Source organism: Streptomyces sp. NPDC031554 (assembly GCF_055580685.1).
In genome coordinates, this window is the sequence record NZ_JBVIKX010000010.1 from 153565 (window position 1) to 172530 (window position 18966).

Below are 18966 nucleotides of genomic sequence, written 5' to 3' on the forward strand. Positions count from 1 at the left end.
GAGGCCGGGCGGTCGCTGTCCTGGAACTCCCGTGCCGCTGGGGGGTCCTGGAAGGCGTGGTGGGTGAACTGGACGCCGTCCCGGTTCCGTTCCTCCGGTGTTCCGCCGCGGTCGGGCGTCAGCCGGTCACCAGTTCCGGGCGGACGAGGGTGCCCGAGCAGCCGTGCACGATCTCGTACGCCGCGTCCAGGGCGCCGATGGCGGCCAGTCCCCCGGTGCGCTCGACGAACCGGGCGGCCGCCTCGGTCTTCGGCCCCATGGAGCCGCCCGGGAACCCCTTGCGGCGCAGCTCCGCGGGGGTGGCGTCGAGGAGGGGCTGCTGCGCGGGGGTGCCGTAGTCGTCGTAGACGCAGGGGACGTCGGTGAGGACGAGCAGGAAGTCGGCCTTCAGTCCCTCGGCGAGGGAGGCGGCCGCGAGGTCCTTGTCGACGACCGCCTCCACGCCGGTCAGCGCGCCGGTGTCCCGGTCCGCGACGACCGGAACGCCTCCGCCGCCGGCGCAGACCACCAGGGCGCCGCCGTTGAGCAGTTCGTGGACGGTGTCGGTCTCCAGGATCCGTTCCGGTGACGGCGAGGGCACGACACGGCGCCAGCCGGTGGCGTCCGGGGCGACGTGCCAGCCGTGCTTGCGGGCCAGGGCGCGGGCCGTGTCGTGGGAGTAGGACCGGCCCACGAACTCGGTGGGCCGGTCGAAGGCCGGGTCCTCGGCCCTGACGAGGGTGTGGGTGACCAGGGCGACGACGCGGCGGCCCGGCAGGACGCCGTGCAGGCCGGTGGCCAGCAGGGAGCCGATCATGCCCTGGGTCCGGGCCCCGAGCAGCCCCAGGGGACAGGGGTCGTGGGGGTCGGGGTCGGCGGCGCCGTCCACGGCGGACAGGCCGGTCCGGGGGTCGTCGCCGTGGGTGAGGACGAGTTCGTGTTCGCGGGCGAGCGCGGCCAGGGCGACGGCGACCCGGTCGGCGTTCGACTGCCGGACGGCGGCGTCGGGGCGTTCACCGCGGCGCAGCAGGGCGTTGCCGCCGAGGGCGACGACTATGCGCATGGCTTCGGTCCTCCAAAGTGGCGACGGGTACGGCCTCGGCGGGGTGCGGCCGGTCCGGGGCCGGGCCCGGGCCGGCCGGCCCGGGCCCTCCCCTCGCCGTGGTCCTGGACATCGCCGTGGTCCCGGACATCGCTGTGCTCCTCGGGAGCTCGCCGCGGATGATGCGTTCCGTGGTCCATGCTCGTCCGCCGCGGCCCGTCGGGGCAGTGGCCGCACGGGCCGGCGGTGGTGCCGATGGTCCCTGCCGCACGGCCCGTGCGGCCCGCACGGGCCGTGCTCAGGACGCCCGGCACCCTCACGGCACCACGGGTCCGGACAGCGGCGGCCGTGCGCCGCACGGCTCCGGTTCCCCGCGGAACACGGTGGACGCCACACCCGGAGCACGGTGGACGCCACGCCCGGAGCAGACGGACGACGAGCGTCTGCACGGCGAGGGCGGCCCTCCGGCAAGCCACAGGACGCGGTCGCGGATCCGGTGACGGCCCGACGGCGGACCCGTGCACGCGTCCGTCGGCTCATCCGTCCGCCGCCCGTCCCGCACGTCCCGCCCGTGGCTCCGGACGGCTCCCCGGCTGGCGCGGTGGCGCGCGACCCGGCAGCGTGGATACGCGTACGCGGGTACGCGTGGACGAGGGCGACTGAGCGAGGTGACCATGCAATCCGAGCCGGTACCACGGGTGGTCGTGGGTGTGGACGGATCTCCGACGTCGTACGCGGCGCTGCGGTGGGCGGAGCGGTACGCACGGACCGTCGGCGGTGTCGTGGAGGCGGTCCACGTCTGGGACACGCCGTCCTCAGCGGGCTGGAGCGGACCGGCGATCGATCCCGACTTCGACCTGCAGCAGGCGCGGGAGCGCTTCGCGGCGGAGCTGCGTTCGGTCTTCCCCGGGGAGCGTCCGGCGCGGCTGAGGGAGCATCTCGTCGAGGGAGACCCCTCGGAGGCGCTGATCCAGGCCTCCGAGGGAGCCGAACTCCTCGTCGTCGGCCGCCGGGGCCGGGGCGGCTTCGCCCGGGCGATGCTGGGATCGGTGGGCCAGCGCTGCGCCCAGCACGCCGCCTGCCCGGTCGTCGTCGTCCCCCGGGGAGAGGACGCGGCCGGCTGAACCCGGGACGGGGCCGTCGTGACCGGCGGCCCCGTCCCGCGTCCCGCCTCCCCGTTCGGGCGCGGAGTCGTTCGGGGCGGACGGTCCTCGCGGGAGGGCCGAAAGGTCCCGGGCCACCGGAGGCTCCGGGCCGTCTGTCGCCGCGGGTGTTCAGGCGTCCTCGGCGGGGGTGATGCGGCGTCCTGTCAGCCGTTCGACGGTGACGGCCACCCACAGCGTGCGTCCTCCTCCGGCCCAGGGGTCGGTGTGTGCCCGTTCGTCGAGCCGGCGCGCCTCGGCGGGGTCGGTGACGGCCCGCGCGGGTCCGACCGCCAGGACGCTCCAGCCCTGGCTCATGGCCTCGTCGACGTGGTCGGCCTCGAAGGCCACCTGCTGGCCGACGGCCGCGGCGGGGGCGGCGTCGGGCGCCGTGCGGAAGACGATCGCCGCGTCGGCCACCTCGTAGTTGACGGGGAACACGGCGGGGCCGTGCGGTGTGGTCAGCGAGATCCGTCCCACCCCGTGGGTCGACAGCAGGGCCCGGCACTCCTCTTCCCCGAGGTCCCGCAGACGGGGGTGGTGGAGCGCCTGCCCCTGTCCGGGGGGCCGTTCCCGGCCGCCGCCCTGGAGTTCGAGGAGCGTGGTTCCCAGCGCGTCGGCCAGACGGATGAGGGTCCCGACGCCGGGATCGGCCGGGTGCGTCTCCAGGTAGTCGAGGTAGGCCGGTGAGATACGGGCCCGGTGGGCCGTCTCCGCCAGGCCGAGGCCCCGTTGCCGGCGTGCCTGGGCCACCCTGCGGCCCACGTCGCCGGGGTCGGCGGCCGTCCCGCCGCTCCCGGCCCGCTCGTCCGCGCCTCCCGGCACCGGTGCGCCCGGCGCCTCGTCGTGGCCGGGGTGATGGATGTGGGCGTCCGGCCCGGGGAAGACGAGCGTGACGTCGCCCGTGTCCGACCACCGCACGTCGTACGGCGGGGTCCCGTCCGGGTGGTGGAGGCCGACGACCTCGCCGTCGCGCCGGACGACGCCCGTGGCCGGGCTCTCGACGATCAGCCGGTCTCCGACATGTGCGTGCATGACCGTGCCCTCTCCCTGCGGATCCCCTTCCAGCATCGCTCCGCGACGCGGCCCGCACCACAGGGCCCACGTGGGCGTACGGCCGTCGGCCGGCCGGGCCGCCCGCCGACGGCCCCGCTCCCCGCGGGCGGCACGGGTCTCAGCGGCCGCGCAGAGCGGCGAGCGCCGCGTCCAGGTCGGCCGCGCGCGGGCGGTTGTGGGGCAGCTTGCCGAGTACGACCGCCATGCCGCAGGTGTTCGTCAGGGCGGAGAAGACCAGGCCGCCCGCGATGCCGGCGGAGACGAGCAGGAGGGCCGGGTGCACGAGCACGCCGAGGAGGAGACCGAGCAGGACCAGGCTGCCGGCGGTGAGGCGGACCTGGCGTTCCATGCTCCAGCTCGCCCGCGTGTCGCACGCGGCCGGTGTCTGCAGGTCGTGCCCGTCGGCGGTCCAGGCGCTGGTGCCGCCGACCAGGGTGGCGGTGTCGACGCCCTGCTCGGCCAGGAGCTTGCGGGCGTTCTCGGAGCGGACGCCGGAGGCGCACACCACGAGGACGTCGCCGCGCCCGGCTGCGTGCCGGATCTCCGGCAGCGCGCGCCGGATGTGGTCGAGGGGGATGTTCACCGCGCCGGGCAGGTGGCCGGAGGCGTACTCGGCGGGCGTGCGCACGTCGATGACGGTGAACTCGTGCAGCCGGGTGCGGGCCTCGTCGGTGCGGAGGGCGGAGGGGGCGGAGGGGGTGCTCATGGCAGAGGTGGTCCTTGCGGGTCGGTACGGGGGAACCGGAGTACAGGATACCCCAGGGGGTATTTACGGAGAAGTGTCGGTCGGGAAGGGGCGCGATCGCCGGGGTGTCGTCGCGCAGCGCGCCGCGGCGGCCGTCACCGCGGCCTCACGACGGCCTCACGGCGGTCGTCACAGCAGCGCGTCGATCAGCATGAAGGCCGCCACGGCCAGCAGCGCCCCGGCGAAGATCCGCTGGAGCGTGTCGCCGGTGACCTTCGCGGCCAGCCGTTTCGCATCCCACGCGCCGAGGATCGCGGCCCCGACGAACGGTCCGACGACCGCCCAGTCCAGCTCCCGGACGGTGCCCGCGCGCGTCGCCAGCGCCGCCACGGAGTTGACGGTGATGACCAGCAGGCTGGTGCCCACCGCGTTGCGCATCCGCATCCCGACCACGCCCACCAGTGCCGGTACGGCGAGGAAGCCGCCGCCGACACCGAGGACGCCGGTGACCGCGCCGAGCCCGGCACCGACTCCCGCGGCGCGCGTCTGGCGGACCGGCACCGCGACCGCGGCGGCCGGCGCGGGCCGCACCATGCGCAGGGCCGCCGCCGCCGCGACGAGGGCGAAGGCCGCCGTCAGCACGGCGGACGGCACCCGGGCTGCGAGCGCGCCGCCCAGCATCGCCGGGCCGATCCCGGCCGCCGCGAACAGCAGCCCCGTACGCCAGCGCACCCGACCGTCGCGGGCGTGCGAGAGCAGCGCGGTGGCCGAGGTCAGGGTGACGATGACCAGGCCGGCGGTGGTGGCCGCGACCGGACTGAAGCCGAGCAGGTAGATCAGGGCGGGGACGGCGAGCACACTCCCGCCGCCCCCGAGCGCGCCCAGTGCCACACCGATCACGGCACCGGCGGCGAGGGCGAGGACGACCGCGCTCACGCGACGGTGCCGTCGCGGCCGCCGGTGTCCACCACGGGCAGCCCCTCTTCGGCCCAGGAGCGCATCCCGCCGATCACGTCCACGGCCGTCGCGCCGCGGGCCGCCAGCAGTTCGGTGGCCCGCCGGGAGCGGTGGCCGGAACGGCAGATCACGACCAGGGGCCGCGCCTGCGCGTGAGCGGGCAGCGCCGCCCCCGCGGCCAGCGCGGACAGGGGCAGGTGCAGGGCGCGCGGCGCGTGCCCCGACTGCCACTCGTACGGCTCGCGCACGTCCAGCAGGACGGCCTCGTGCACGCTGTCGCCGCCCGCGCCGTCGGCGTCGGCGACGCCGTGGCCGGTGCGTGCGGCCGCCTCCCGCGCGGTCACCCGGCCAGGGCCCCCCTGGTCCCGTCGGAAGATGCTCATGTGGTTCCTCGCTCCTGTTTCCCGTGTCGGTGCGGACGGTCGGCGGGGCCGGTGCGGCGCCCGGTGCCGTCAGGGGGTGCGGATGGTGAGTCCCGCCGCCGCGGCGGCGTCGAAGGAGTCGTCCACGGCGACGACGTCCCGGCCGGCGGCGTGCAGCAGGGAGGCGGCGATCGCGGCCCGCGCGCCGCCCGCGCAGTGCACCCACACCTCGCCGTCGGGGACCTCCGCCAGGCGGCGGTGCAGGGTGTGGACGGGGATGTGGACCGAGCCCTCGACGTACCCGGCCGCCCGCTCCGCGCCGCGCCGGACGTCGAGGACGACGACTCCCTCCGCCGGGTGCCGGCCGGCGAGGCCGGCGAAGTCCGCCCGCGGGAAGGAGACCGGCGCCTCGCCCTCGCGCACCCACCGGGCGGGCCCGCCGGTGGCGGCGGCGGCCGGCCTGTCGATGCCCACCCGGACCAGCTCGCGCTGGGCCGAGGCGAGCTGGGCGGGCGACTCGGCGAGCAGGGTGACCGGCCTGCCCCACGGGATCAGCCAGGCCAGATAGGTGGCGAGCTGACCGTCGGCCTCGAAGTTGAACGAGCCGGAGACGTGTCCGGCGGCGAAGGCGACGCGGTTACGCAGGTCGACCACCCACTCCCCCGCGGCCAGCCGGGCGGCGATCTCCTCGGCGTCGGCCACGGCGGGCGGGGTGAGGTCGACGGGGGCCGGGCCGGCGGCGTTGGCCGGGCCCATGTGCGCGTAGTAGGCGGGGACGTCGTCCAGGCCGGCCAGCAGGTCGGCGACGAAGGTGTCGACGTCCCGGACGAGGGCCTCGTTGGACGCCTTCTCCTTGCCGATGGTGGTGGTGGCGCCGCCCTCCGCCTGCGAGGAGGAGCAGAAGCTGCCGAACCCGTGGGTGGGGAGCACCGCCGTCTCCTCCGGGAGTTCGGCGGCCAGCCTGCGCACGGAGGCGTGCTGCGCACGCGCGAGGTGCTCGGTCAGCCGGGGCTCGACGAGGTCGGGACGGCCGACGGTGCCGATCAGCAGCGAACCGCCGGTGAACACCGCAACCGCCGTGCCGTCCTCCTCCAGCGCGTAGGAGGTGTGGTGCGGAGTGTGGCCGGGCGTGGCCAGCGCGCGCAGGGTCAGGCCGGCGTCGACCTCGGTGCGGTCGCCGTCGCGCACCGGCACCCGCGCGAAGGAGACCCGGGCCCCGGCGGGGACGTGGTAGGCAGCCCCGGTGATCCGGGCCAGCTCCGGGCCACCGGTCACGTAGTCGTTGTGCACGTGCGTCTCGACGACGTGGGAGATCCGCACGCCGCGCCGCACGGCCGCCGCGATCACCCGGTCGACGTCGCGCGGCGGGTCGACGGCCACCGCCGTCCGCTCGCCGCCGGCGAGATAGCTCCGGTTGCCGAGACCTTGGACCTCGATCGTGTCGACGAAGAACACACGCTGCTCCCTTCCAGTGGAAAATTACCCCGGGGGGTATACGTACGACCGTAGCACGAGTACCCCGGGGGGTATTTTTGAAGACCGGGAGAGTCCCGGGAGACACACCTCCAGCCACCTCGCCCGCACCGGACGCCGTCCGCTGCCGGGCGAACCACGGGAAGGGCCACCGCCATGCGCTACGACCGCACCGTCCACCTCGACACCGACTTCGCCACCGCCGTCGCCCGCACCCGCGACGCCCTCGCCGCCCAGGGCTTCGGCGTCCTCACCGAGATCGACGTCACCGCCACCCTCAAGGCCAAGCTCGGCCCCGCCGCCGAGGGCATGGAGGACTACCTCATCCTCGGCGCCTGCAACCCCTCCCTCGCCCAGCGCGCCCTGGACACCGACCGCACCGTGGGTCTGCTCCTGCCCTGCAACGTCGTCGTCCGCCGTGACGGCGACCGCACCGCCGTACAGGCCCTCGACCCGGACACGATGGTGACCCTGACCGGCGGTGACGCCCTCCGTCCGGTCGCCGAGGAGGCCGGGCGGCGCCTCGACGCCGCCCTCGCCGAGCTCACCGCGACGGACCGCGAGGGCTGACGGCGGCCGGCGGCCCGCACCCCGGCGGCGGGCCGCCGGCCCGGGGTTCCCTTTCCCGGCAGGCGGACGGCGGGGCCGTGCCCGGGGCGGTGGCGCGTCGTCGCACACGTTTGTCCGCCGTCGGCAGCGGCAACCCGTACCCCACGACTCCGCTTCACCGCCGCCGTCCGCGAACGCGTCGTTCCCGGCTGCCGGCGGCCGGGGCGGCACACACGGATCCGGCAAGGGGTTGGGTGATGACGACAGCTGCTCGACAAGGTGGCGGCGGAGGTTCCAGCGGGCTCTACGACGTGCTGGAACTCATCCTCGACCGCGGGCTGGTGATCGACGCCTTCATACGGGTCTCCCTCGTGGGCATCGAGATACTCAAGATCGACATCCGGATCGTGGTCGCCAGCGTCGACACGTACCTGCGGTTCGCCGAGGCGTGCAACCGTCTCGACCTCGAGTCCGGACCGCGTAAGCCGGCGGGCCTCACGGAGCTCACCGGGAAGATGATGGAGTCCGGCGCCCGGGGCAAGACGAAGGGCGCCCTGTCCGGTGCCGCGGAGACGGTCGCCGAGGCCTTCCAGCAGGCCCGTGGCCAGGGCCGGAGCCAGGAGAGCCGGTCCGGCGCGCGCAGGAGGGCGGACTGAACGACGCCCCCGTGGGCGACCCCCGCGCCTGAGTCCTCGGCTGTGCCCCCGGGTCCGGGGGCACAGCCGTGTCCGCGCACGGGGAGCGCGAGGCCACGCCCGGCGCCGGTGGATCATCCGTGCCGGCGATGCCGCGAATCGGCCAGGGATGTCTCGACCGGTTGCGGAAAGACGTAGGGCGACCAGCCAGGAGGTAGTCATGGCCGATGAGTTCGCGCTGGGAGAAGTCCTGGCGGCCGCCGAGGACGCCGCGCCGATGGATTCCGTCGACGTCGTCGCGCGCAACCTGCAGAAGCGCTTCGGAGCCGTCTCCGTGTCCTTCCTGTTCCTGGACTTCGTGGGCCAGGAACTGGTGCGGCTCACCGCTGCCGACGACGCCGAAGCCGGGGGGACCAGCCCCGTGCGCATCCCCGTGCAGGGAAGCGTCTACCAACTGGTCCTCCACGAGCAGCGGTTGCACCAGGAGCGGGACGCCGAGGGCCGGCAGCGGGTCCTCGCGCCGGTCACCAACCGCGGCGACTGCATCGGCGTCCTCGAGATGACGCTCCCCCACACCGACGGGGAGGTGCTGCGGCACGTGACGGAGGCCGCCCACGCCCTCGCGTACATCATCGTCACCGACCGCCGCTTCACGGACGCCTACCAGTGGGGCCAGCGCACCAGGCCCCTGACGCTCGCCGCGGAGATCCAGCACCAGCTCCTGCCCTCCTCCTCCTGCTGCGAGGCACCGCAGTTCACCCTCGCCTGCGCGCTCGTGCCCGCGGACGACATCGGCGGGGACACCTACGACTACAGCCTCGACCGCGACACCCTGCACCTGTCGCTGACCGACGCCATGGGCCACGACGTGGACTCCGCCCTGCTGGCCACCCTCCTGCTCGGTGCCCTGCGCGGCGCCCGCCGCGCGGGATGCAATGTCGGCGAGCAGGCGCGTCAGGCCCACCGGGCGCTGCTGTCCCACGGACGGGGCACCATGGCGACCGGGCAGGTGTTCTGCGTCGATCTCGTGCGGGAGCGGGTGGAATTGGTCAACGCCGGCCACCCCTGGCCCCTGCGCCTGCGCGACGGCGTCGTGGAGGAGGTCCGCCTCGCCGTCAACCTGCCCTTCGGCGTCCCCTCACCGATCCCCTACCGCGTCCAGACGCTCGACCTGCGCCCCGGTGACCGGCTGGTCCTGCTCACCGACGGCATGCAGGACCGGGAGGCGGCGGCGGTGGACCTGCCCGCGCTGCTGCGCCGGACCCGCCGTCTGCATCCCAGACAGACGGTCCAGGCGCTGACGGAGGCGGTGAAGGACGCCTGCCACGGCCGTCCGCGGGACGACGCCAGCGTCATGTGCCTGGACTGGCACGGCCCGAGCGGCACCGGCTGAGGCCGCGCGGCCGGCGCATCCCACCGCGCGCCCCTGCCGTTCCGGCGGCAGGCTGGCCGTATGAACGGCACACGGCCCATCGTGATCTACCCGCCCGCCGAGGACGGCGGGCGGCGCGTCCGCGTCGACGAGCGTTTCGTCGGGCTGGCGTACGGGGTGCTGGACATCGTCGAGTTCCTGCTTCTGGCCGGCCTGGACGACGTCGACGACGCGTGGGTGCGGCAGTCGGAGGGGGTCGAGTGGCGCGGTGGCGGCCCGGAGACGTGGACGCGCTGACGGACCGGCGGCCGGGAAGCGGCGGACGTCACGATGCCGTCGCCCCCTTCCGGGACCGTCCGGCGGCGGGGTCCGGGCGGACGGACGCGGCATCGGCCCGGCCGCGTCGCCCGCCGCCACGGCCTGGAGAACCCGCGCCGCCGGCCTCGAAGGCACCCGCACGCCCACGCCGGACCGGCCGAGGGGCACCGTCGTGGAGCGGACGGTGCCCCCTCCCCCGCGGGCGGAGGTCTGAGCGGCGGGCCGGCCCGTCGCTCAGGACCCGGTGCGTTCCCAGCCGCGGCGCGGGGTGCGGGCGCCGAGGCGGCCCTCGTCGCGGCTGCGGTAGACGATGTAGGGCCGGGTCAGGTAGCCCAGCGGTGCGGTGAGCATGTGGACGAGCCGGGTGAAGGGCCAGAACGCGAACAGCAGGAGCGCGCTGACGGCGTGCAGCCGGAACAGGATCGGGGTGTGGGCCATCAGGTCCGGGTCGGGCCGGAGGGAGAAGACCGACCGGAACCAGGGGGAGATGGTCTCGCGGTAGTCGTAGCCGCCGCCGACGAGGTTGGCGGCCACGGTCGCGGCGAGTCCCAGACCGATGGTCAGGGTCAGGGAGAGGTACATGGCCTTGTCGTTGCGGGTGGTGGCCGAGAACACCGGCCCGACGGTACGGCGCCGGTAGACCAGGATGGCGAGTCCGCCCACGGTGGCGACGCCCGCGAGGGTGCCGAGCACGACGGCGGACACGTGGTAGGTGTGCTCGCTGATGCCCGCGGCGTCGGTCCAGCTCTCGGGGACGACCAGGCCGCCGATGTGGCCGATCAGGACGACGAGGACGCCGAAGTGGAACAGCGGGCTGCCGATGCGCAGCAGGCGCCGTTCGTACAGCTGGGAGGAGCGGGTCGTCCAGCCGAACTTGTCGTAGCGGTAGCGCCAGACGTGGCCGAGGACGAACACCGCCAGCACGACGTACGGCAGGGCGACCCACAGCAGGATGTCGCCGGTGCCGGCCCCGGCCGCGAGGGCGGTGCGGTGTGCCGAGGCGGTCATCGGGGTCCTCCTACGACGGGGTCCGGCAGGAACACCGGGGAGGCGTACGGGTCGAGGCCCACCTGCTCCTCGGGCGGGCCCTGGGCGGCGAGGCGCAGGACGGCCTCGCGGTCGTCGCCGGCCGGCGGGGGCAGGGTGGCCGACACGGAGGCCAGGACGTCCGCCCAGGGTGATCCCTCATCGGCCAGGGCCAGCCGCAGCAGTTCCAGACCGGCGCGGTGTCCGGTGAGCAGTGTGGCGCCGGCGTCCGGGGCGCCGGCGGCGAACTCGAGGACGACGGCGAGGTGGTCGGGCAGTTCGTCGTCGGCGAGGCGCCAGCCGGCCGCGGCGTAGGCCTGCTTCAGCCGCAGCAGTGCGAGACCGCGCTTGCGGGTGTCGCCGTGGGCGTAGTACGTCAGGTACGGGCAGCAGCGTTTGCGGTGGTCGAAGGTCTCCACGTAGGCCGCCGCCAGTTCGTCGGCGGGGGTGCGCCCGGCGTGCCGGGTGAAGCGGGCCAGGGGGTCGCGGACCTCGGGGGGCAGTGCGGCGGCGGCCCGGTGCGCCAGGTCGAGGCGGGGGCGGAGCTGGTCGTCGGGGTAGGCGAGCAGCAGGGACTGGGTCTGCCAGGCGAGGGGGTGCCAGGGCTGCGTGCGGGGTGCGCGTGCGGTCTTCCTCTTCATGGTTTCGGCTCCACCTCGCCGCCGTGGTCGTCCCCGTCGACGGCGCCGGTGCCGGTGCCTGCGGTTCGTCTGTCCGGGAAAAGGCCGGGCGGGGAGCTCCTGCCGTCCCAGTCGAGGAGGTTGACCCGCCTCGCCTTGTCGGTGGGCGCCGCGGGGGTGTCGGCGGTCTGCCGGCCGCGCAGGGCGTGGAAGTTCTCCACCGCGATCGGGGCGGCGCCGCCGGAGGTCTCACCGAAGGGGCCGGAGCCTCCCATGCCGGGGCCGCCCTCGTAGTCCAGGCTGCACTCGGTGGCCAGTTCCTCGAGTTTGTGGGCCTGTTCGGCGTGGGCCGGGGGGATGACGTAGCGCTCGTCGTATTTCGCCAGGGCCAGCAGCCGGTACATGTCGTACACCTCCTCCCCGGTCATACCGACGGCCTCGGGGATGGCGTCGTTCGGCTCGCGGCCGAGGTTGATGTCGCGCATGTAGGAGCGCATGGCCGCCAGGCGACGCAGGACCGCGTCCACCGGCTGCGGGTCGCCCGCGGTGAACAGCTGGGCGAGGTAGTCGACGGGGATGCGCAAGGACTCGACGGCCGCGAAGAGACTCTGGTGGTCCTCGGCGTCGGAGCCGGTGTCACGGACGGCGTCGACCACCGGGGACAGCGGCGGGATGTACCAGACCATCGGCATCGTCCGGTACTCCGGGTGCAGCGGCAGGGCCACCTTGAACGTGTTGATCAGGGCATGGATCGGGGAGCGCCGGGCCGCTTCGATCCAGTCGCGGGGGATGCCCGCGCGCTCGGCCGCGGCGACGACGTCCGGGTCGTCGGGGTCGAGGAAGACCTTCCGCTGGGCCTCGTACAGGCCCTTCTCGTCGGGGGTGGAGGCTGCTTCCAGGACGCGGTCGGCGTCGTAGAGGACGAGGCCGATGTAGCGCAGCCGGCCGACGCAGGTTTCGGAGCAGACGGTGGGCAGGCCGACCTCGACGCGGGGGAAGCAGAAGGTGCACTTCTCCGCCTTGCCGGTGCGGTGGTTGAAGTAGACCTTCTTGTAGGGGCAGCCCGTGACGCACATCCGCCAGCCGCGGCAGCGGTCCTGGTCGACCAGGACGATGCCGTCCTCCTCCCGCTTGTAGATGGCGCCGGAGGGGCAGGAGGCCGCGCAGGACGGGTTGAGGCAGTGCTCGCAGATCCTGGGCAGGTAGAACATGAAGGTCTGCTCGAACTCGAACTTGATCTTCTCCGAGACCTCGTTCAGCAGCACGTCCTTCTCGCTGGTCGCCGCCGAGCCGCCGAGGTCGTCGTCCCAGTTCGCCGACCAGGAGATCTTCATGTCCTTGCCGGTGATCAGGGACTTGGGGCGGGCGACCGGGGTGTGCTCCTGCAGCGGGGCGTTGGTGAGGGTCTCGTAGTCGTAGGTCCAGGGTTCGTAGTAGTCGTCGAGGGACGGCAGTACGGGGTTGGAGAAGATCTGGATCAGCTTCTTGAACCGGCCGCCGGCCTTCAGCGCGAGGTGGCCCTTCTTGTTGACCTCCCAGCCGCCCTTCCAGGTGTCCTGGTCCTCGTACCGGCGGGGGTAGCCCTGGCCGGGCCGGGTCTCGACGTTGTTGAACCACACGTACTCGACGCCGGAGCGGTTGGTCCACGCCTGCTTGCAGGTGACCGAGCAGGTGTGGCAGCCGATGCACTTGTCGAGGTTCATCACCATCGCCATCTGTGCCATGACACGTCCGATGGCGGCTTCGCCGCGGGGCATCAGTACGTCACCTCCTGGTTCGTGCGGCGACGGATGACGGTGACCTCGTCGCGCTGGTTGCCGGTCGGACCGAGGTAGTTGAAGGCGTAGGAGAGCTGGGCGTAGCCGCCGATGAGGTGGCTGGGTTTGATCAGCAGACGGGTCAGGGAGTTGTGGATGCCGCCGCGCCGGCCGGTGGTCTCGGTGCGGGGCACGTCGATGAGGCGGTCCTGGGCGTGGTGCATGTAGACGGTGCCCTCGGGCATGCGGTGCGAGACGACCGCGCGGGCGGCGACCACACCGTTGCGGTTGACCGCCTCCACCCAGTCGTTGTCCTGCACCCCGACTTTGGCCGCGTCCTGCGTGCTCATCCAGATCGTCGGGCCGCCCCGGGACAGCGAGAGCATGAACAGGTTGTCCTGGTACTCGGAGTGGATGGACCACTTGTTGTGCGGGGTCAGGTAGCGCACGGTCACGCCGAGTTCGCCCGTCTCCCCGACGCGGGGCTCGCCGAAGAGCGCATGCATGTTCAACGGTGGCCGGTACACCGGTAGTTGCTCGCCGAGTGCGGTCATCCAGTCGTGGTCGAGGTAGAAGTGCTGGCGACCGGTGAGGGTGTGCCAGGGTTTGAGGCGCTCGACGTTGACGGTGAACGGGGAGTAGCGGCGCCCGCCGGTCTCCGAGCCGGACCACTCGGGTGAGGTGATGACGGGGACCGGGGCGGCCTGGGTGTCGGCGAAGGTGATCCGCTTGCCCTCGTGCTCGGCGGCCAGGTCCGCCAGCCGCGTGCCGGTGCGGGCCTCGAGGGTGTGGAAGCCCTGGGTGGCGAGGTGGCCGTTGGTGGTGCCGGACAGGGCGAGGATCGCCTCGCAGGCGTGCGTGTCGCGGGCGATCGAGGGCCGCCCGTCGGCCGCGCCGCCGCGCACGGTGCCGTTCTTGTGGCGCAGGTAATCCAGTTCGCGGTCGACCTTGAAGGTGATGCCCTTGGTGGTGGCGCCCAGGGTGTCCAGGAGGGGGCCGAGGGCGGCCATCCTGTCGGCGACGGCGGCGTAGTCGCGCTCCACGGTCACCAGTCTCGGCATGGTGCGGCCGGGGACCGGTTCGCACTCGCCGGCCTTCCAGTCGAGCACCCTGCCGTGCGGGGTGGCCATCTCGTCCGGGGTGTCGTGCAGCAGGGGCGCGGCGACGACGTCCGTGCGGACGCCGAGGTGGTCGGCCGCCTGCCGGCTGAACTCCCTGGCCAGGGTGTGGAAGGCGTCCCAGTCGGTGCGGGTCTGCCAGGGCGGGGCGATCGCCGGGTTGAAGGCGTGCACGAAGGGGTGCATGTCCGTGCTGGACAGGTCGTGCTTCTCGTACCAGGTGGCGGCGGGCAGGACGACGTCGGAGAAGACGGTCGTGCTGGTCATGCGGAAGTCCAGGGTGAGCAGCAGGTCGAGCTTGCCCTCCGGGGCGTCCTCGCGCCACACCACGTCCCGTGGCCGGGCGTCCGGCGACGCCTCGGTCGCCCGGACCGCGTGGTCGGTGCCGAGCAGGTGCTTGAGGAAGTACTCGTTGCCCTTGGCCGAGGAGCCCAGCAGGTTGGCCCGCCAGACGGTCAGCACCCGTGGGAAGTTCTCCGGCGCGTCCGGGTCCTCGCCGGCGAACCGGAGCCGTCCCGCCTTCAGTTCGTCCACGACGTGCTCGGCGACCGGACGGCCCGCGGCGCCGGCCTCGTCGGCCAGGTCGAGGGGATTGCGGTCGAAGGTCGGGTACGACGGCATCCAGCCCATCCGCGCCGACTGCGCGATGACGTCCGCCGTGGTCCTCCCGGCGAACGGGCCGCCCGTGCCCGGACCGGCCGCCGCGAGGGTGTCGGCGGAGAACGGGTCGTAGCGGAACTGGTCGGCGTGCAGGTACCAGTAGGCGGTCTGGATCATCAGCCGGGCCGGCCGGTTCCAGTCGGCGGCGGTCGCGATCGCCGAGTAGCCGGTGATCGGGCGGACCTTCTCCTGGCCGACGTAGTGGGCCCAGCCGCCGCCGTTGACGCCCTGGCAGCCGGTCAGCGTCGTCAGGGTCAGGAAGGCGCGGTAGATGGTGTCGGAGTGGAACCAGTGGTTGGTGCCCGCCCCCATGATGATCATCGAACGGCCGCGGGACTCCTCGGCGTTCGCGGCGAACTCGCGCGCGATGCGCGCCGCCCGCTCCGCGTCCACCCCGGTGATCGCCGCCTGCCAGGCCGGGGTGTACGGCTCGGCCGCGTCCTCGTACGAGGACGGCCACCGGCCGGGCAGGCCCTCGCGCGCGACGCCGTACTGCGCCAGCAGCAGGTCGTACACCGTGGTGACCAGGCGTCCGGCCACCCGGCGCACCGGTACGCCGCGCAGCAGCCGTCCCGCGCCGCCGTCGGGGGCGTCGAAGCGCGGCAGGCCGACCGCGACCGGGGGCTCGCCGCCGCCCTCGGCGGACAGCAGCGGGTCGGTGTCGCCGAGGTCGAGGTTCCACTTCCCGGCACCGGCCTCGCCGTAGCGGTCGCCGAGCGTGCCGTTGGGGACCACCGGCAGCCCGGTGGCGGCGTCCAGCAGCACCGTGCGGAACTCGGCGTGCTCCGCGGTGGCCGCCGCCCCGCCGAGGTCGGCGGCGGTGAGGAACTTGCCGGGGGTGCAGGTGCCCGGTTCACCGTCGGCCTCGTCGAGGGTGACCAGGAACGGCAGGTCGGTGTACCGCTTGACGTAGGAGGTGAAGTACTCCGTCTCCCGGTCGACGAAGAACTCCTTGAGGACGACGTGGCCCATGGCCATCGCCAGCGCGCCGTCGGTGCCCGGCTGGGCGGGCAGCCACTCGTCGGCGAACTTCACGTTGTCCGCGTAGTCCGGGGAGACCGCGACGACCTTCTGGCCGCGGTAGCGGGCCTCGGCCATCCAGTGGGCGTCCGGGGTGCGGGTCACCGGCAGGTTGGACCCCCACATGATCAGGTAGCCGGCGTCCCACCAGTCCCCCGACTCCGGGACGTCGGTCTGGTCGCCGAAGACCTGCGGCGAGGCCACCGGCAGGTCCGCGTACCAGTCGTAGAACGACAGCATGGCGCCGCCGAGCAGCGAGTAGAAGCGGGCGCCGGCGGCGTGCGAGACCATCGACATCGCCGGGATCGGCGAGAAGCCGGCGAGCCGGTCGGGGCCGTGGGCCTTGATCGTGTGCACGTGCGCGGCGGCGACCATCTCCACCGCCTCGTCCCAGCTCGCCCGCACCAGGCCGCCCTTGCCGCGGGCCCGCTTGTAGGCGCGGGCCTTCGCCGGGTCGGTGACGATGTCCGCCCAGGCCGCCACCGGGTCGCCGAGGCGGGCCCTGGCCTCGCGGTACATCCGCAGCAGCACGCCGCGTACGTACGGGTAGCGCACCCGGGTGGGCGAGTAGGTGTACCAGGAGAAGGCCGCCCCGCGCGGGCAGCCGCGCGGCTCGTACTCGGGGCGGTCGGGGCCCACCGACGGGTAGTCGGTCTGCTGGGCCTCCCAGGTGATGATGCCGTCCTTGACGTACACCTTCCACGAGCACGAGCCGGTGCAGTTCACCCCGTGGGTGGAACGCACCACCTTGTCGTGCGACCAGCGGTCCCGGTAGAACGCGTCGGCCTGCCAGCCGCCCTTCCTGTGCAGGGTGCGCAGGTCGTCGGAGACCTCCGCCCTGGTGAAGAACCGGCGGCTGCGCACCAGTGCCTCCGCCAGATCACCGTCCGTGCCCGCCCGCCGCCGCTCCCGGCTGGTCTCCTCGCTCACCGCGCCACTCCGCCCCGGACACCGTGGCGTCCGTTCGAATCGTGATCGGTTCCGGCCGTTGCCGACTCTACGAGGGCGGTCCCCCGGGAGGTCAACACCACGCCACGAACACCACGCGTCACGGTGAGGACCGTGTGCGGAAGGGGAGGGCGCGGCTCCGTGCGGTGGTGGCCCTGTGCTCCCGCCCGTTCGGGGCGGGAGCACAGGGCCGCGGGGAGGTGCCGCCCCGCCGGCGACGGCGCGGCGGGACCGTCAGGCGGCCGGCCGGGACAGGGGGCTGCCCGCCCTGGTCCGGGCGGCCTCCACCGCCTCCCATTCCTCGGTGCTCAGGTTGGCGAGGGCGGCCGGGAAGACGCCGTCCTGTTCCTTGAGGATGTGGTCGCGCAGCACGGCCATCGCGTCCATCAGCCGGTCCGGCCAGGCCGGGTCCGCGGGGGTCGCGCCGTGGGCGGCCTCGGCCAGGACCGACTCGACGACGCGGTGCTCGGCCTCCAGGGCGGCGATCTGCTCGGGGAAGTCCCCGGCGAGCGCCGGGAACAGGCCTCCCTCCTCGACCAGGGTGTGCGGGCCGAGCACCCGTGCGATCTCCCGGGCGGTCCGCGCCATCCGGGTCGTCTCACCGCTGCGGTGGGCCGGGCGGAGGTGACTGATCAGTCGCAGGACCTCCTCGTGCTCCTGGGTGAGTTCGTCGATGGTCTCCAGGGCCTGGCAGCCGCAGTACTCGCACATCGGTCTTCTCCGTGGTTCCCGGCCCGTGGTCTCCCGGCCCGTGGTTCTTCGTCGTTCTTCGGCCCGTGGGCCCGTCGGCCCGTCGCTTCCGGTCCGGCCGCCCTCAGACGGTGGTGCCCGCGGGGCGGTGGCCGCGGCGGTGGCCGGTGCTCCGCTTCCGTTCGCCGCCGCCCGCGGCCGCCCGGACCCCGGTGAGGGTGTAGGCCAGCGCCGCGGCGGCCACGACGGCGAGCAGGGCGAGACCGGCCGCGTAGGTGCCGTACGCGCCGTACAGCGAGCCCATCACCAGCGGCGGCAGGAATCCGCCCAGGCCGCCCGCGGCGCCGACGACGCCGGTGACGGAGCCGACCTGGCCGGCCGGGGTGAGGAGGGCCACCAGGGCGAAGGTGGCGCCGCTGGCCGCGCCGAGCGCGGCGCCCATGGCCAGGAAGGCGGCGGTGCCCACCGGCGCCAGGGGCGGGGTGAACGACTGGGTCACCGCACCGGCCACCACCACCGCCAGCGAACCGGCCAGGACCCGGACCGGGCCCATGCGGTCCGACAGCCAGCCGCCGACCGGCCGCATCGCCACCGCCAGCAGCACGAACCCGGCCATCCGGTTGGCGGCGTCGGCCTGGGTGAGCCCGTAGCCGGTCTTGAGGTAGGTGGGCAGGTAGACGGAGAAGGCGACGTACCCGCCGAACCCGACCGCGTACAGCGCCGACGCCTGCCAGGTGATGGGCAGCCGGACGGTGGCGGCCAGCCTGCGGGCCAGCGGCTCGGTCGGCACGCTGCGGCCGGGCGCGTCACGCAGCAGCAGCGCGGCGGCCGTGGCGTACAGGGCCAGCACCCCGGCGGTGATCAGGAACGGGGTGGACATGCCGTGCGCGTCGACCAGCTTGACCGTGGTGAGGGCGCTGACGGCGGTGCCGCCCATGCCGGCGCCGAAGACGCCGATGGCGAGTCCCCGCCGCTCGGGCGGGAACCAGGCGTTGACGAGCGGCACGCCGACGGCGAAGGCGGTGCCGCCGATGCCGAGGAAGAACCCGCCGATCAGGAGCGCCGGGAGGGAGGAGTGGCCGGCCAGGCCGAGGTAGAGGACGGGCACGATGGTGACCGCGGAGACGATCGGGAACATGACCCGTCCGCCGAACCGGTCGGTCAGGGCACCGACCGGGATGCGGCCCAGCGATCCGACCACGACGGGGACCGCCACCAGCAGCGACTGCTCGAAGGACGACAGGTCGAGGCTGTCCTTGAACCGCGGGCCGAGAGGGCTGAGCAGCGCCCAGGCCCAGAAATTCACCGCGAACCCCACGGTGGACAGCGCCAGCATCAGCCACGCCCGGCCGGACACCGGCGCCTGTGGCGCCGGGCTGTCGCTCTTCGACTTCGACGGCTGGACCATGTCGTCCGTCCCTTCCCTCTTCGTGGTGGCGCTCGGCCACCGGGAATCACGCACGTCCCGCGGGCCTCTTGCCCGGGAAACGGAATCCCACGGCCACTGTGCGCGCCGGGACGCGCCGGAGGCATGGGCCGAGGGTCCCTGCCGGGGGA

General features: G+C 74.0%; 17 protein-coding genes. 5 read left to right on the forward strand and 12 right to left on the reverse strand.

Features of this window, described 5'->3' with window-relative positions:
* Nucleotides 1-118 precede the first annotated feature (118 nt).
* Nucleotides 119-1042, reverse strand: a complete 924-nt coding sequence (locus ACZ5FU_RS25040) for a carbamate kinase (RefSeq protein WP_468642041.1) — start codon at nt 1040-1042, stop codon at nt 119-121.
* Between the two features lie 653 nt (nt 1043-1695).
* Between ACZ5FU_RS25040 and ACZ5FU_RS25045 the strand changes: the two genes are divergently transcribed.
* Complete coding sequence (locus ACZ5FU_RS25045) at nt 1696-2145, forward strand: universal stress protein (protein ID WP_451525706.1); 450 nt, start codon at nt 1696-1698, stop codon at nt 2143-2145.
* 150 nt (nt 2146-2295) lie between these two features.
* Here ACZ5FU_RS25045 and ACZ5FU_RS25050 read toward each other — a convergent pair whose 3' ends face one another.
* The 5 genes from ACZ5FU_RS25050 to ACZ5FU_RS25070 all read right to left on the reverse strand — a co-directional run bounded on the left by ACZ5FU_RS25050 (nt 2296) and on the right by ACZ5FU_RS25070 (nt 6678).
* Complete coding sequence (locus tag ACZ5FU_RS25050) at nt 2296-3198, reverse strand: pyridoxamine 5'-phosphate oxidase family protein (protein ID WP_451780606.1); 903 nt, start codon at nt 3196-3198, stop codon at nt 2296-2298.
* 139 nt (nt 3199-3337) lie between these two features.
* Nucleotides 3338-3925: a rhodanese-like domain-containing protein gene (locus ACZ5FU_RS25055; RefSeq protein ID WP_451525704.1), complete on the reverse strand. Its 588-nt coding sequence runs from the start codon at nt 3923-3925 to the stop codon at nt 3338-3340.
* 168 nt (nt 3926-4093) lie between these two features.
* Nucleotides 4094-4840, reverse strand: coding sequence for a sulfite exporter TauE/SafE family protein (locus ACZ5FU_RS25060; protein ID WP_451780605.1), 747 nt, complete (start codon nt 4838-4840; stop codon nt 4094-4096).
* Complete coding sequence (locus tag ACZ5FU_RS25065) at nt 4837-5244, reverse strand: rhodanese-like domain-containing protein (protein WP_451780603.1); 408 nt, start codon at nt 5242-5244, stop codon at nt 4837-4839. Before ACZ5FU_RS25065 ends, ACZ5FU_RS25060 begins: the two co-directional genes overlap by 4 nt.
* A gap of 69 nt (nt 5245-5313) precedes the next feature.
* A complete protein-coding gene (locus ACZ5FU_RS25070; protein ID WP_469046665.1) occupies nt 5314-6678 on the reverse strand; it encodes an MBL fold metallo-hydrolase in 1365 nt (454 codons plus the stop codon).
* 174 nt (nt 6679-6852) lie between these two features.
* Between ACZ5FU_RS25070 and ACZ5FU_RS25075 the strand changes: the two genes are divergently transcribed.
* The 4 genes from ACZ5FU_RS25075 (at nt 6853) to ACZ5FU_RS25090 (ending at nt 9549) form a co-directional block, all read left to right on the forward strand.
* A complete protein-coding gene (locus ACZ5FU_RS25075; protein WP_451780599.1) occupies nt 6853-7266 on the forward strand; it encodes a DUF302 domain-containing protein in 414 nt (137 codons plus the stop codon).
* Nucleotides 7267-7502: 236 nt separating this feature from the next.
* Nucleotides 7503-7901 (forward strand): gas vesicle structural protein GvpA, encoded by a 399-nt coding sequence (locus tag ACZ5FU_RS25080; RefSeq protein ID WP_451525699.1) that lies wholly within the window; start codon nt 7503-7505, stop codon nt 7899-7901.
* A gap of 199 nt (nt 7902-8100) precedes the next feature.
* Nucleotides 8101-9273 (forward strand): PP2C family protein-serine/threonine phosphatase, encoded by a 1173-nt coding sequence (locus tag ACZ5FU_RS25085; RefSeq protein WP_468835164.1) that lies wholly within the window; start codon nt 8101-8103, stop codon nt 9271-9273.
* A 60-nt stretch (nt 9274-9333) separates the two neighbouring features.
* The gene (locus ACZ5FU_RS25090) at nt 9334-9549 is read left to right on the forward strand and encodes a hypothetical protein (protein ID WP_469046666.1); all 216 of its coding nucleotides are present in this window, start codon (nt 9334-9336) and stop codon (nt 9547-9549) included.
* Between the two features lie 255 nt (nt 9550-9804).
* Here the strand turns inward: ACZ5FU_RS25090 and narI are convergent, their stop codons facing one another.
* The 6 genes from narI to ACZ5FU_RS25120 form a co-directional block, all read right to left on the reverse strand.
* Complete coding sequence (gene narI, locus ACZ5FU_RS25095; protein ID WP_468642023.1) at nt 9805-10578, reverse strand: respiratory nitrate reductase subunit gamma; 774 nt, start codon at nt 10576-10578, stop codon at nt 9805-9807.
* Nucleotides 10575-11237 carry a nitrate reductase molybdenum cofactor assembly chaperone gene (gene narJ, locus ACZ5FU_RS25100; RefSeq protein ID WP_451525695.1) on the reverse strand — a complete coding sequence of 221 codons (663 nt, stop codon included), beginning with the start codon at nt 11235-11237 and terminating at the stop codon, nt 10575-10577. Before narJ ends, narI begins: the two co-directional genes overlap by 4 nt.
* A complete protein-coding gene (gene narH, locus ACZ5FU_RS25105) occupies nt 11234-12973 on the reverse strand; it encodes a nitrate reductase subunit beta (protein ID WP_468642010.1) in 1740 nt (579 codons plus the stop codon). The genes narJ and narH overlap by 4 nt, the downstream gene beginning before the upstream one ends.
* On the reverse strand, nt 12973-16701 hold the full coding sequence (locus ACZ5FU_RS25110) for a nitrate reductase subunit alpha (RefSeq protein WP_469046668.1): 3729 nt from the start codon (nt 16699-16701) through the stop codon (nt 12973-12975). Before ACZ5FU_RS25110 ends, narH begins: the two co-directional genes overlap by 1 nt.
* Before the next feature lie 252 nt (nt 16702-16953).
* Complete coding sequence (locus ACZ5FU_RS25115; protein WP_451525692.1) at nt 16954-17430, reverse strand: hemerythrin domain-containing protein; 477 nt, start codon at nt 17428-17430, stop codon at nt 16954-16956.
* A 103-nt stretch (nt 17431-17533) separates the two neighbouring features.
* Nucleotides 17534-18817, reverse strand: coding sequence for an MFS transporter (locus tag ACZ5FU_RS25120; protein WP_468642005.1), 1284 nt, complete (start codon nt 18815-18817; stop codon nt 17534-17536).
* Nucleotides 18818-18966: the final 149 nt, after the last annotated feature.

Coding starts and splice junctions, on each gene's coding strand:
- ACZ5FU_RS25040 (WP_468642041.1), bottom strand. CDS start 1,042: ATGCGCATAGTCGTCGCCCTCGGCGGCAACGCCCTGCTGCGCCGCGGT.
- ACZ5FU_RS25045 (WP_451525706.1), top strand. CDS start 1,696: ATGCAATCCGAGCCGGTACCACGGGTGGTCGTGGGTGTGGACGGATCT.
- ACZ5FU_RS25050 (WP_451780606.1), bottom strand. CDS start 3,198: ATGCACGCACATGTCGGAGACCGGCTGATCGTCGAGAGCCCGGCCACG.
- ACZ5FU_RS25055 (WP_451525704.1), bottom strand. CDS start 3,925: ATGAGCACCCCCTCCGCCCCCTCCGCCCTCCGCACCGACGAGGCCCGC.
- ACZ5FU_RS25065 (WP_451780603.1), bottom strand. CDS start 5,244: ATGAGCATCTTCCGACGGGACCAGGGGGGCCCTGGCCGGGTGACCGCG.
- ACZ5FU_RS25075 (WP_451780599.1), top strand. CDS start 6,853: ATGCGCTACGACCGCACCGTCCACCTCGACACCGACTTCGCCACCGCC.
- ACZ5FU_RS25080 (WP_451525699.1), top strand. CDS start 7,503: ATGACGACAGCTGCTCGACAAGGTGGCGGCGGAGGTTCCAGCGGGCTC.
- ACZ5FU_RS25085 (WP_468835164.1), top strand. CDS start 8,101: ATGGCCGATGAGTTCGCGCTGGGAGAAGTCCTGGCGGCCGCCGAGGAC.
- ACZ5FU_RS25090 (WP_469046666.1), top strand. CDS start 9,334: ATGAACGGCACACGGCCCATCGTGATCTACCCGCCCGCCGAGGACGGC.
- narI (WP_468642023.1), bottom strand. CDS start 10,578: ATGACCGCCTCGGCACACCGCACCGCCCTCGCGGCCGGGGCCGGCACC.
- narJ (WP_451525695.1), bottom strand. CDS start 11,237: ATGAAGAGGAAGACCGCACGCGCACCCCGCACGCAGCCCTGGCACCCC.
- narH (WP_468642010.1), bottom strand. CDS start 12,973: ATGCCCCGCGGCGAAGCCGCCATCGGACGTGTCATGGCACAGATGGCG.
- ACZ5FU_RS25115 (WP_451525692.1), bottom strand. CDS start 17,430: ATGTGCGAGTACTGCGGCTGCCAGGCCCTGGAGACCATCGACGAACTC.
- ACZ5FU_RS25120 (WP_468642005.1), bottom strand. CDS start 18,817: ATGGTCCAGCCGTCGAAGTCGAAGAGCGACAGCCCGGCGCCACAGGCG.